Here is a 12,805-nt window from a genome sequence, read left to right as displayed (position 1 = left end):
CTCGAGGGTGGAACGACGAGAATGGAGCCTTTAGATGCGCCAAAGCGACGTTCGCGGATCACTCCGTTTCGGTTCGTTCGGCCTCCTCCTCCGGCACGATACGAACCGTCGTCTCCCCTGCGAGTCCCTTCCCGACCGGGTCCTCGACGTTGATCTCCGCGCTGATCGTGTGCTCCCCGGGCTCGGCCGGCTCCCACTCCGAATCCGAGACCCGAAACAGCTGATCCCAGCGTTTCGTTACTCGCTTTCGTTCGCCGCGATCGAGGACGAGTTCGCCCTCCTCGTCCGGCGGATCGTGGAGTTGGATCTCTGCGGCCTCCGCGAAGCCGTCGACCTTCCACGCCCAGAGAAGCGGCGAGCGCGTGGGGATGGCAACCGGGACCGGAAGCGGGTTTCGAAGCGTCACGCGGAACGGGATCGGCTCGCCGACGGCGTACTCCTCCTGGGGCGTCGATACCGTCACCGACACCGCACGGTGTCGCAGGCCCTGTGGGAGTACTCGCCGGCTCAACGCGGTCGAATCGACCGACCGCATCGCCTGTATCTTGTACGACGAGTCCTTCTCGCGGGGGGTAAACGGCTCGTCGTCCCTGTGGAGCGCATCCGATTCGTAGATCCGGCGCACTGGTGCAAGCAGGGGCGGCGAAAACTAAAACGTTCGGATCGTGTCGGCCGTCTCGAGCCCGTACTCGGGCATCTGGACGCTCTTCGAGAAATCGCGGGTCGGAGTTAGGGTTCGAGGAACCGCCCTGATCGATTCCGATCAGTCGTCGGCGATGGCGTCACCGGGTTCGTCGCTCGAGCCAGAGCCCCTAGAGCCTGTGCCCGTGCCCGTACCCGTGCCCGTTCCCAGCCGCCGATCCCGTCGTTCCCCGCGGTCGGCGAACTCCTCGTCGTACAGCAGACACGAGATCTCGTGGGTGTCGCCCATCGGGATCCGGTCCGGACTGAACTTCTCACACGGCGAGACGAACGCCGAGTTCATCCGCTGGCGCGCGTCCTCGATGTTGCCGGCGTGGAGTTCGTCGATCGTCTGGGAGAGGACCAACTCCGCCTCGCGGTCCGAGACGGTGTCGGGGAGGTCGAACTCCGAGCGGACCAGGTCGTCGAACTCCGAGCCGGAGATCGTCGTCGGATCGATCCGTTCGGCATCCTCGCCCTCCTCGAGCCCGGCTCCGTTCCCGGAGCCGTTCTCCTCGGCGATCGCGGTCACCGACTCGACGTTCTCGGTCTCTTGAAGCCGCAGCTTGAAGTCGACGATCGAACGCCAGACGTCCTGCTCGAGGTCGTACTCCTCTGGCTGGATGATCCGCGGACACCGGGTGTGGAACCGACAGCCGGAGGGCGGGTTCAGCGGGGACGGAACCGTCCCCGGCAGGAGGATCTGGTCGCCCTCCCAGAGCGGGTCGGGTTCCGGAATCGCCGAGAGCAGCGCCTCCGTGTACGGGTGGTACGGCGGCGAGAAGATCTCCTCCGTCGTCCCGACCTCCGCGAACTCACCCAGGTACATCACCGCGATCCGGTCGGAGATGTGTTCGACCACGCTCAGGTCGTGAGCGATGAAGATGTACGAGAGGCCGAACTCCTCCTGGAGGTCCTCGAGCAGGTTGAGGATCTGGGCCTGCACGCTGACGTCCAGCGCGCTGACCGGTTCGTCACAGATGATGATCTCGGGGTCGACCGCGAGCGCGCGGGCGATGCCGATACGCTGCCGCTGTCCCCCCGAGAACTCGTGGGGGTAGCGGTGTGCGTGACTGGCGTTCAGGCCGACGGTCTCGAGGAGGTCGTAGATGCGCTCGGTTCGCTCCTGACCGGAGGCAATGTCGTGGATGTCGAGGGGCTCCCCGATGATGTCGCCGACGGTCAGCCGCGGGTTCAGGCTCGAGAACGGGTCCTGGAAGATGTACTGGAGGTCGGTCCGGAGGTCCCGGAGCCGACTGCTCGAGATCTCGGTCAGATCGACCTCCTCGCGGTCGGGCTGGCCCGGTCCCTCGCGACGGTCGACGGCCTCCTGGTAGTACACCGAGCCGTCGGTCGGCTCGATCAGCCGGAGCAGGGTCTGGCCGAGGGTACTCTTCCCGCAGCCGCTCTCCCCGACCACGCCGAGGGTCTCGCCCTCGTAGAGCTCGAGGTCGACGCCGTCGACGGCCTTGACCCACTGGGTCCGGCCGAGGATGCTGTCGATGACTCCGCTACTGCTGTCGTAGTACTTCTCCAGGTTCTCGGCCCGCAACAGGGGCGTCTCGTTCGGTCTAGTCATCGCTTTCACTCTCCGGGTTCGCGTTGGATTCGGTCCGACGGTGCGACCTGGCGTTCGGGTTCGCGACTGCGGCTTCCGTATCGTCGTCGGCGTCCGGATCGCGAATCTCGACCGAGTAATCGACCCCCTCCTTCAGCGCTCCCGTGTACTCGAGACAGGCGGCGGTGTGTTCGGTCGGCGATTCGAGGCCGCGTTCGGGCTCGCCCGTCTCGGGGTCGAGCAGCGGCGGTTCCTTCCGGGTGCAGGCTTCTTCGGCGAAGGGACATCGCGGATGGAAGCTACAGCCGGAGGGGAGTTCGACGAGGTCCGGCATCGTGCCGGGGATCGTCTGCAACCGCTCGCGTTCGTCCCCGATCCGGGGAATCGAACTCATCAGGCCGACGGTGTAGGGGTGTTTGGGATCGTAGTAGAGATCCTCGACCGGTGCCTTCTCCACCGGCTTCCCTGCGTACATCACCATCACGCGGTCACAGACCTCGGCGACGACGCCGAGGTCGTGAGTGATCAGCTGGATCGCGGTGTCGAACTCGTCGGCGAGTTCCTCGATCTCCTCGAGGATCTGGGCCTCGATCGTGACGTCGAGGGCCGTCGTCGGCTCGTCACAGAGCAACAGGTCGGGATCACAGGACAGCGCCATCGCGATGACGGCACGCTGTTGCATCCCGCCGGAGAACTCGTGTGGGTAGTCGGAGTACCGGGCTTCGGCCTCCGGAATGCCGACGCGGTCGAGCAGCTGGATCGTCCGTTCTTTGGCCTCCTCGTCGTCGTAATCGAGGTGGTGTCTGATCGCTTCGGAGATCTGCTCTCCGACGGTGTAGACGGGGTTGAGTGCGGTCTGGGCGTCCTGGAAGATCATGGCGATCTCGTTGCCCCGGATCTCTCGGAGCTCCTCCTCGCTCATCTGGAGGAGGTCCTCGCCCTTGAACAGGATCTCGCCGCTCTCGATCCGTCCGGGACTCTCGATGAGCCGCATCAGCGAGAGCGCGGTGACGCTTTTGCCCGCCCCGCTCTCGCCGACGACGCCGAACTTCTCTCCGCGTTCGATCCGGTAGGAGAGGTCGTCGACGGCGGTGACGACGCCCTCCTTCGTGTAGAACTTGACCGTCAGGTCGTTGACTTCGATCAGCGACATCAGGCACCACCCTGTTGACCCGCGCCCGTCTCCTGGGCGTCGAGCGCGTCGTTGATTCCGTCACCGATCATGTTCATCGCCATCACGAACATGAAGATAGCCATGCCTGGGAACACCGTCGCCCACCAGGGGATCGTGCCGTCGGGACCCTGAATGAGGGTCTCGCGGGTCTGGTCGAGCATGGTCCCCCACTCCGCGCTGCCCGGGGGCATCCCGAAGCCGAGGAAGCCAAGCGCCGCGACGCCGATCACGACGGTCCCGACGTTCAGCGACGCGACGACCAGCAACGGCGGCATCGCGTTCGGAACGATGTGTCTGAAGATCACGGATTTGTCGCGTGCACCGAGGGCCTTGGCGGCCATCACGTACTCGTTTTCCTTGACCTTCAGCACCTCGCCGCGGATCAGACGGGCGTAGCTCGCCCAGCCGACAAGCGAGAACGCGAGCACGAGTTGCCAGTAGCCACCGCCGAGCATCGCGACGATGACCAGCGCCATGACCAGGAACGGGAACGCGAAGATCGTGTCGACGATACGCATCATGATCTCGTCGGTCCAGCCGCCGTAGTACCCCGACACGGCACCGTAGATCGTGCCGAACGATGCCGTGATCACGACGACGATGAACCCGATCGAGATGCTGTATCGGCCGCCATAGAGGAGCCGGGAGAACAGGTCCCGGCCGGACGCGTCCGTCCCCATCCAGTTCGTGGACGACGGCGGGTCGTACACGCCGATCGAGGGATCCTGAAGGTAGAGGATCGCCGCCGGATCGTACGGGGCGAGTGAGAACGGCTGGACGGTCGTCCCCATCACCGAGATCGGCCGCGCGAAGATCGCCACCAGTGAGAGGAAGGCGACGACAGCGAGGCCGATCAGCGCGGTTCGGTTCCGTTTGAACCGTTCCCAGCCCCGTTGCCACCGCGTCTGGGTCTCGTCGCCGGACTCTTCGGTCCAGTCCGAAAGCGGTTCGCGCTGTTCGACTTTCTCCGCGTCGAAACCGCTGATCTGGATCCGGCCACGCTCTGCGGAAATCTTCCTAGTCATATCTGATCCTCGGATCGAGTACCGCGTACATGATGTCTGCTACCAGATTCGCGATGATGATAGTAACCCCGAAAAACAGGGTGATCGCCATGATGAGATTGACCTCTCGACCGTTGATCGCCTCGACGAACTCCATGCCGAGACCCGGCCAGTTGAAGACGTACTCCACGACGACCGACCCGGAGACGATGCTTGCGGTCAGCGTCGCCGCGAGGGTAACGACCGAGATCAGGGAGTTACGGAGGACGTGCTTGAGCACGACCGACCGCTCGGGCAGTCCCTTCGCGCGGGCCGCCGTCACGTACTCCTTGTTCATCTCCTCGGCCATCGAGGTGCGCATGACGCGCATGATCGACGCCGCCGACGCAGTCCCGATCGTGATCCCCGGGAGCAGCAGGTACCACAGCATGTCCGGGTGGTACAGCGGCTGCCGCGAGGGGGGCAACACGTTCCACCAGCCGAGCCACAGCGACCCGATCAGGATCAGCATCAGCCCGAGCCAGAAGTTGGGGATCGAGATGCCGGACAGGGCGAGGAACCGGCTGATCGTGTCGCCGAGCTTGTCCTTGTTGACCGCCGCGTAGATCCCGGACGGGATGGCGATGATCAGTCCGAACGCCCAGCCGAACAGGCCGAGCACGATCGTTTCCGGCAGTCGCGTCATGATGATCTCGGTGACGTCCCGTCCGGTACTGATCTCCTCACCGAAATCGCCGACGACGACGTTCTCCATCCACGTCAGGTACTGCTGCCAGATCGGACCGTCGAGCCCGTAGCGAGCCCGGAGGCGTGCCTCGTCGGCGGCCGTCATATCGGGATTCAACCCGACCATCTGGCTGATCGGATCACCCGGTGTTAGATGAACGAGCGCGAACGTGATGACCGATACACCGAACAGTATCGGTATGATCGAGAGGAACCGTTTCAGTATGAAACGTCGTAAACTCATGATGGATACATACGTACGAAATTACGGGATAGCGGGCGGTTTCGACCTTAGAGGTCGTACTCTTCGACTACCTCATCGAGCAGCTCTTCCGCGCGCTCGGGATCGTACTCGTTGGTCGGCTTGATCTCCTGCTCGAGCGCCTCGGGGTCGGCCGTCCCTGCCTCCTCGGCGAGTTGCGGGATGTCGGTCCAGGCCGGTCGAGCCCAGCCGTTGAGGACGTTCTCGACGATCCGTTCTCGCGGGACGAGGTGGTTGACTGCCTTGCGGAGTCGCTCGTCGTCCCACGGCTCGACGTTGACCGGGTACTGGATGTACTCGTAGCCGCCGGTCTCGACGGAATCGATGAAGAAGCCGTCGGACTGCTCGAAGTCGTCAAGCGTCGCCGTCGCGAGTCCGTAGGTGACGTCGATCTCCTCGTTCTGGAGCGCACCCGAGCGGGTCGCGTCGTCGGGGACGATCTCGAACTCGATCTCCTCGATGACCGGACCGTCGGGGAACTCCGAGGGACCGTCGAACCAGTCGATCGAGTCCACGCCGAGTTCCTCGGTCCAGTAGTTGTCGAACTTGGAGTACTCGGCGTACTGCTCGTCGACGAACTCCTCGAACTCGTAGGGGCCGGTACCGATGGGTTCGTTACCCTGTCGCGGGTCCAGGTCGCCGCCCTCGAGGTCGACCTGTTCCAGCGAGTGGATGTAGACGGCGGGGAGTTCCCGCTCGGCCTCGGCGTCCGGAACCTGCGCGTAGATGTTGACGGTGTAGTCGTCGACTTCCTCGACGTAAAGCGCGGAGTCGAACGTCTGGGCCGAGAGGTCGGAGTTCTCGTAGCGCTCGTAGGAGCGGACGACGTGTTCGGCGGTGAGTTCCTCGCCGTTGTGGAACTCGACGCCCTCGCGGATGTCGTACTGGAACTGCATCCCGAAGGTGCCGTCCGCGACGGCCTCGCCGGCCTGTTCGGGCGTGAGGACGCGGACCTCGTCGTCCCCGAACGGATCGTCTTCGGGGTGCTGGACGATGATCTGCTCGTCCGTGTCGAGGACGCCTTCTTCGTCGGCACCGACCGAGATCATGTACTCCTCGTAGGCGGTCCGGTCGATGTCCTGGGTCTCGACGAGTTCGTAGTCCTCGGCGAGCCACGGATACACGTTCCCGTCGGCGTCGGAGGTAATGAGTTGCTCGAAGACGAAGTTCTGGGCCATCGTCGACGTCGTGTCGTTGCTGTACGGCGGGTCGTAGGAATCGACGTTCGCGCCGGCACCGATCCGGAGCGTTCCGCCTTCCTGCAGGTCGCCGAGACCCGTCTCCTCCGGCGTGGCGTCGCTGTCGCGGTCGAGCCAGGAGACCTGTTCGTCCTCGGGCGCGTAGAGTCCGTAACTGAACAGGCCCTCCGTGAACGGGTACGTGCTGTACCCGTGCAGGTCGTTGGACATCACGGGCGCGAGCAGGTCGAAGTGGGTGATCGAGCTGTATCGCTTCTCGGCGAGTCGCTCCCAGACCTCGTCGTAGCGCTCGGCACGGAGTTCGGGGTCGTCGACGACGTCCATGTCGTACCGGGCGCTGTCCATCATCTCGTCGAGCTCGGGATCGTTGATCCCCTGGAGGTTACAACACTGCCCGTGGTTGCTCGAGTGGTGGAGGGCGTTACAGAAACTTTCTGGGTTGAACGTCCCCGACAGGCCGATACACGCGATGTGGCCGCGGTCGGCGTACTCGGTGTCGAGGAGACGTCCGACGTACGTGTTCCACTCGTAGGTCTCGATCGTAGTATCGAAATAACCGGTCTGTTCCATCGACTCCGCGATCAGTTCCACCATCTGAACGCGGTCGTCGTTGTCAGCGTTGACTTCCAGTTGAATCTGGAACGGCGCGTCTCCTTCCTCTTCTTCATCACCGAGGCACCCGGCGACTGCGACGATGCCAGCACCGCCTACCCCCTGTAGGACTTGGCGTCGGTTGATACCGCGTCCCGACTGATTGTTATTCTGCACCATGAATCCCCAATCGGGAATACTACCTTATAGTTGTATTGTTTTTCTCCGGTTCGAGACTCCCTATGTTTTCTCCGTTCGCCGCCTGCGACAAACGGAACCATTGTTTTCTACCGTTTAGATGAGATACCGGACAGAAATCACGCTCGAAGTGTACAAATAGAACCCAGTATGCGAACGAAAACGGAGCGAACGGTGCCGAGCGAGTCGTCCGCGGGAAGGGTACCCACGCGGTAGTCCACTCTGGTTCCTTCGCCCGGCCGGTGCGGGGCTTCGACGTCGGTCGGACCCCGACCTTAACCTCGACCTCGGCCTCGACCTCGAGTTTGCGGGACGGAGCGACGTTCGACCCACTCCGGGTGCCTGGATCGGCGTCGGTCGCTAATTTCGGACGACGTCCGGGATGGACGGCCGAGAGGGGACGGAACGGGACGGGACGGTCAGTCGCCGGTCTCGTCGACGATGACGACCTCGCCGTCGACGACGTCGACGTTGATCAGCGTCTTGACGTCGTAGCCGGCGTCGTCGACCTTGTTTTCGCCGCCCTCCTTCTTGATGACGGCGACGGTGTCGACGACCTCCGCGCCGATCTCGTCCAGGGCGTCGAGGACGGACGCGAGCGTGCCGCCGGTCGAGAGCACGTCGTCGAGCACGAGCACGCGCTCGCCTTCGCGGACGTCGTTGATGTACATCTCGTTCTCGGAGTACCCTGTCTTCTGGGAGATCGCGACCTCGTGTTCGAGCCCGTACTCGCGCTTGCGGATGACCGTCAGCGGAATGTCCGTCATCAGCGAGACCGCCGTGGAGATGTGGATCCCCATCGCCGCCGGCGTGACGATCCGGTCGACGTCCTCGAGTTCGGCCTTTCGGATGATTCCGATGACGATCTCCCGGAGGAGGCCCGGATCGAGTTTCGGAAGCCCGTCGCTGATCGGATGGACGAAGTAGTGGTAGCCGTCTTTCTCGATGATCGGCGCGTCGAGGAGCGACTGCTTCAGTTGATCCATGTCGTCGGTCGGTCGGTATCGGAGTAAAAGTTGACGATACGTGGCGCTGTCGCCACGTGATACCCGTCGACACGCGACGCGGCGGCGCACTCGCCTCGAACGCCGTCCCTGAAGGGAACGCCTCGAGGGAAAACCAGCCCGGGGGAACGGTTACTCCCCGCCGTAGCTCAACTCCGGCGGCTGCTCGCCGTGACCGAGCCGCATGTGCCGTTCGTGGTAGATGTGAGCGATCGCAGTTGCGGTAACCGTCACGGCGATGATCGCCGTCCAGGTCAGCATCGACAGGACCGTCAGTGGATAGATCCCGACCCAGAGTGCCGCGACGAGCGCACAACTGATCGCGCCCAGCGACAGGTACAGTTCCCGCCACGCGAACTCCCGGCCGGGGACGATCTCGAGGTAGACGCTGATGTCGCGGGTGCGATCGGTCGCCTCGATGACGCCGCGATCCGAATCGAACGTGAGGATGCCGGCCTCGTCCATCTTCGGCAGGTGCGTCTGCTGGAGCGTCGTGTACACCCGTTTGCGCTGTTCGGGGGTGACGCCCTCGAGGGTCGTCTCGTACTCCCAGGCCGCGATCTGCTGTGCGAGGTCGCCGAGTTCGACGGGTCGCTCGTCCCGCTTCAGGAAGTGGAGGACGTACCGTCGGCGCTGGTTGCGCAGCACCTCGAAGACTTCGCCCTTGGAGAGATCGGGGATGCGATCGGTGGGGGACCCATCGGCCTCGGTTCCGCCGGCGGCAGCCGAACCGTTGTCTCCATCGGCCTCGCTCTCGCCGTCCTCGTGGCTACGGCTGTCGTTTCGCTGTGTCTGTGCCACCACGGATCACCTCGCGGTGTCGATCGGGGATAACCCCGATTCTACCCGTTCACCCATCAGTTCGTGGCAGGAACGCCTCCTATATAATACCACGCCACGGTGACGGTCGGTCAGTCCGGCCGGTCGTCCCCCAATACCACGACGAGCGAATCTGCGATTTCGCCTGCCAGGCCCGCCTTCGTCCCCTCGTACCGGGCGGCGTCCTCCTCGTGGACGAACAGCGCCTTCGTTCGGTCCGCGCCCATCACGCTCGCGTCGTTGGCGACGACGAACGCGAGGTCGGTCCGCTCGAGCGTTTCGCGTGCCCGGTCGATCATCGTGCTTTCGTCCCCGGCGGTCTCGGCTTTGAAGCCGACGATCGGGAGTTCCGGTCGGTCGGCGCGGATCTCGTCGATGAGCTTCGGCGTCGGCTCGAACTCGAGTTCCAGGTCCTGTCCGGACCGGATCTTCTCCTCGCTGGTCTCGACCGTGTAGTCGCCGATCGCGGCCGCGGAGACGAGCGCGTCGGCCCCGGTTTCGTGCGTGTCGTTTCCGGTCCCGTCGCCGAGACACGCCTCGCGAGTCGCCGCGAGCATCCCCGCGGCGGTTTCGACCTGCTGGACGTCGGCGTAGGGGACCGACGCGGGCGTCTCGGCCGACCGCTCGAGCGACTGCGGGCCGACGACCCCGTGGACGAGCGTTACGTCCGCGCCGCGAACGTAGCAGGCCCGCGCGACGGCCCGGCCCATTCGTCCGGACGACCGGTTCGTGAGCACGCGGACCGGGTCGATCGATTCGGCGGTCGCGCCGCTCGTAACGACCACGTGCTCGCCCTCGAGCGGCCGGTCGCCGGCGGCGCGGGCGACCTCACAGACGATCGCCTCCTCGCTCGCGATCTTCGCCTTTTCCTCCTCGACGCGCGGGTCGACGAAGGCGACGCCCCACTCGGCGACGGCGTCGATCGCCTCGAGGACGCCCGGGTGGTCGTACATCGGTTCGTGCATCGCGGGGGCGATCACGACCGGCGTATCCGCACCCAGGGCGGTCGTCGCGCAGGTCGTCACCGGCGTGTCGTCGACCGCGTTCGCGATCTTGCCGACGGTATTGGCCGTCGCCGGGGCGATCAGGAAGACGTCGGCCCAGCCATCCCGACCGCAGAGTTCGACGTGTTCGACCGCGCCCGTGATCTCGGTGACGACGTCGTTGTCGGTCGCGAACTCGACGGCCCACGGGTGGACGATACCGCGCGCGCTGTCGGTCATCACGGCCCGGACCTCGGCACCCCGGCGTCGCAACTCGTGGGCGAGTTCGACCGTCTTGACTGCCGCGATCGATCCGGTCACCCCGAGCGCGACGTTGACTCCCTCGAGCATTCGTCTGCTATTCTCTCTCGGGGTATGTTAAGCGTAGCGAGGTTCCGACGCGAACGGCCATCACTCCGACTCCGACTCCGACGCCCGTGGCGACCCCGACGGCTCGATCCGCTCTCTCCCCGCCCTCGAGAGCGGGTTCGAGACCTCGCTGGTGACGTACTCGTGGCGTTTGCCCTGCAGGCGCATCGCGGTCAGCGCCTTGTGGGTCGCAGGGGCCTCGAACAGCGCGCGTTCGTCCCGCGCGATTCGCTCGTCCGGGGCGACCCCCTCGGCCCGCACCCGCTCGAACGCCCGGTCGCACTGCGCCCGAATCCGTTCCCAGCAGGCCCGCTCGTCGACCCCGTAGGCGTGAGCCACCGTCGCGACGAGTTCGGCCAGGTGGTTCTGGAAGAGCGCGTAGTACAGCTTCCGGTGGAGGTCGGCCTCGCCGTCGGCGTCCAGATCCGAGTCCGGGTAGGGGTCGATCGAGAGTCCGTGACTCGCGAGCCGATTCCGGTGGACGCGGATTCCGCCGAGGTCCCGTACCAGCGTCGCCAGCGGGGTCGCTGTGGCGCGGTCGACGACGATCAGGCTGTTCTGGAGGTGACTCTCGAGGGCGATGCCGTACTCACACAGCAGGGAGAGCTGTTCGGGGACGACGACCGCGGCGTACCGCTCGATGAACTCGAGGGCGGCCTCGTCGGTGCGGTCCGCGGCCAGCGACGGTTTCGCGGCCCCGACGTCCGGCATCGTCACCTGGTCCGCCCGTCGGAACTGGTCGATCAACTCGCACACGAGCGGCCGTCCGGTCGCGGGATCGCTCGCGACGAGACTCGAGGCGACGACCGGCACTGCCCCGTCCGGGACGAGCCGATGAGCGGCCGGGTTCGTCCGCACGAGGCCGGAGAGGTGTCGCGCGTCGTCGAACCCCTCGCCGTCGGGATGGGGACCGCCCGGCGGATGGTAACACGTCGCTGCGGGTTCGGCCAGGAACCCCAGCGTCCCGAACGACTCCCGGCGATCGATCGCACGCAGGACGTCGGTCACCTGCGGCCCGTTCGTCACGGCGTGGGGCGACAGAGTCCGGACGACGTTGGTCGTCTGGACGGGGATCGCGAGTTTGAGATGTGGGAGCGGGCCGTCGGCGGTCCCGAACGGGACGACCGTCCGCAGGTTGAGTTGCGGAGTCACCCCGCGCGCGTAGTCCGGGAGCGGAACGACGCGACCGTCGTCGATCCGCCCCGCGTACCGGTCCGGGATCGTCCGGTGGAACTGGAGCGGGTGGACGGGAACGATCGCGTACTCGTCCGGGGTTCGTCCCGCGGGAATCGCACGCTCGAGCGCCCTCTCGAGCCCCTCGAACGTCGCGAGCAAGCGGTCGGTCAGTCGATCGCTCCCGTCCGCACGCGTCTCCTTGGCGTCCGCCCGCTCTATCGCGACGAACCGGAGGTCGATCCGATCGGTGAACTCCGGCGCGTAGGCGAGGCCCTCCGCGGGCGTCGTTCCGCGCCGGATCTTGCCGGCCGGGTGGAACGGGTGGCCGTCGGTGACGATCCGTTCGAACGCGGTCGCCCGATCCGCGGACCGGACGCCGCTCGCGATACGCTCGAGCGAGGAGGCGGTCGCGTCGGAGTCGTCGATCGCTCCCGCCTGGACCGCTCCGGCGAGCCGCGCCAGTGCGAGGTTGGCGACGCTCTCGGCCAACTCGCCGCGGATCCGGTCGGCCTGGTCGGCGTCGGCGAACGCGCCTTCGCGCTCGAGCAGGGGAACGAGGTCGATCGGGTGGGCGTGCTCGACAGCGGCGGGTTCGTCCGCGTCCGCCGACCACCGATACACCGGCCCGGCGAACCGGTAGCGGTCGTAGCCGTGCCTGACTGCGATCGGCGCGACGAGAACTGTCTCCGAGGCGGGAAACGGCAGGAGAGCGAGCAGCCGACGCCCGTCCGACGTGGGCGCGACGAGCGACCGCAGCCGGTCGGCCGTCAGCCGCGGGAGCGGCGACGGACAGTCGGGGATCGCCTCCGCGTCCGGATCGGGCCCGAGGACGCAGTGGTCCGGCAGGCCGGCCGGGCGACCGCGAAGGAGTCCCCGGACGAGTCGCCGACGGATCTCGCGTCTGGCTTCCGGCAGTGCCTCGAGGTACGCCGACTCGGGTGGCTCCGACAGGTCGTGAACCCGTGCGTAGTGGGTCGCGGCGCCGAACGCGTCGCGTTCCGCGCGGGTCCGGAGCCGTAGACAGCGATCCGGCGGAGCCGGACGGTCCCTCGTCATGGAAT

10 protein-coding genes are annotated in these 12,805 nt (G+C 65.8%); all 10 read right to left on the bottom strand.

Features of this window, described 5'->3' with window-relative positions; translation table 11 throughout:
- Nucleotides 1–58: 58 nt before the first annotated feature.
- The 10 genes from BM113_RS03610 to BM113_RS03565 all read right to left on the bottom strand — a co-directional run bounded on the left by BM113_RS03610 (nucleotide 59) and on the right by BM113_RS03565 (nucleotide 12,800).
- Nucleotides 59–625, bottom strand: a complete 567-nt coding sequence (locus BM113_RS03610) for a DUF7974 family protein (RefSeq protein WP_089785395.1) — start codon at nucleotides 623–625, stop codon at nucleotides 59–61.
- A gap of 138 nt (nucleotides 626–763) precedes the next feature.
- Nucleotides 764–2,260 (bottom strand): ABC transporter ATP-binding protein, encoded by a 1,497-nt coding sequence (locus BM113_RS03605; RefSeq protein WP_089785393.1) that lies wholly within the window; start codon nucleotides 2,258–2,260, stop codon nucleotides 764–766.
- A complete protein-coding gene (locus BM113_RS03600) occupies nucleotides 2,253–3,392 on the bottom strand; it encodes an ABC transporter ATP-binding protein (protein ID WP_089785391.1) in 1,140 nt (379 codons plus the stop codon). Before BM113_RS03600 ends, BM113_RS03605 begins: the two co-directional genes overlap by 8 nt.
- On the bottom strand, nucleotides 3,392–4,438 hold the full coding sequence (locus BM113_RS03595) for an ABC transporter permease (RefSeq protein WP_089785390.1): 1,047 nt from the start codon (nucleotides 4,436–4,438) through the stop codon (nucleotides 3,392–3,394). The genes BM113_RS03600 and BM113_RS03595 overlap by 1 nt, the downstream gene beginning before the upstream one ends.
- Nucleotides 4,431–5,387: an ABC transporter permease gene (locus tag BM113_RS03590; RefSeq protein WP_089785388.1), complete on the bottom strand. Its 957-nt coding sequence runs from the start codon at nucleotides 5,385–5,387 to the stop codon at nucleotides 4,431–4,433. The genes BM113_RS03595 and BM113_RS03590 overlap by 8 nt, the downstream gene beginning before the upstream one ends.
- 47 nt (nucleotides 5,388–5,434) lie before the next feature.
- Nucleotides 5,435–7,375, bottom strand: coding sequence for an ABC transporter substrate-binding protein (locus tag BM113_RS03585; RefSeq protein WP_218149957.1), 1,941 nt, complete (start codon nucleotides 7,373–7,375; stop codon nucleotides 5,435–5,437).
- A 437-nt stretch (nucleotides 7,376–7,812) separates the two neighbouring features.
- Nucleotides 7,813–8,379, bottom strand: coding sequence for a hypoxanthine/guanine phosphoribosyltransferase (hpt, locus tag BM113_RS03580; RefSeq protein WP_089785385.1), 567 nt, complete (start codon nucleotides 8,377–8,379; stop codon nucleotides 7,813–7,815).
- Between the two features lie 150 nt (nucleotides 8,380–8,529).
- Nucleotides 8,530–9,078, bottom strand: a complete 549-nt coding sequence (locus BM113_RS03575; RefSeq protein ID WP_245757969.1) for a DUF7344 domain-containing protein — start codon at nucleotides 9,076–9,078, stop codon at nucleotides 8,530–8,532.
- A gap of 230 nt (nucleotides 9,079–9,308) precedes the next feature.
- On the bottom strand, nucleotides 9,309–10,550 hold the full coding sequence (gene coaBC / locus BM113_RS03570; protein ID WP_089785382.1) for a bifunctional phosphopantothenoylcysteine decarboxylase/phosphopantothenate--cysteine ligase CoaBC: 1,242 nt from the start codon (nucleotides 10,548–10,550) through the stop codon (nucleotides 9,309–9,311).
- A gap of 60 nt (nucleotides 10,551–10,610) precedes the next feature.
- Complete coding sequence (locus BM113_RS03565; RefSeq protein ID WP_089785380.1) at nucleotides 10,611–12,800, bottom strand: IucA/IucC family protein; 2,190 nt, start codon at nucleotides 12,798–12,800, stop codon at nucleotides 10,611–10,613.
- Nucleotides 12,801–12,805 lie beyond the last annotated feature (5 nt).

This window comes from Natronobacterium haloterrestre (assembly GCF_900112205.1).
Lineage (GTDB): Archaea > Halobacteriota > Halobacteria > Halobacteriales > Natrialbaceae > Natronobacterium > Natronobacterium haloterrestre.
Note: the sequence above shows the minus strand (reverse complement) of the source record. Positions and strands in the feature narration are given on the sequence as shown.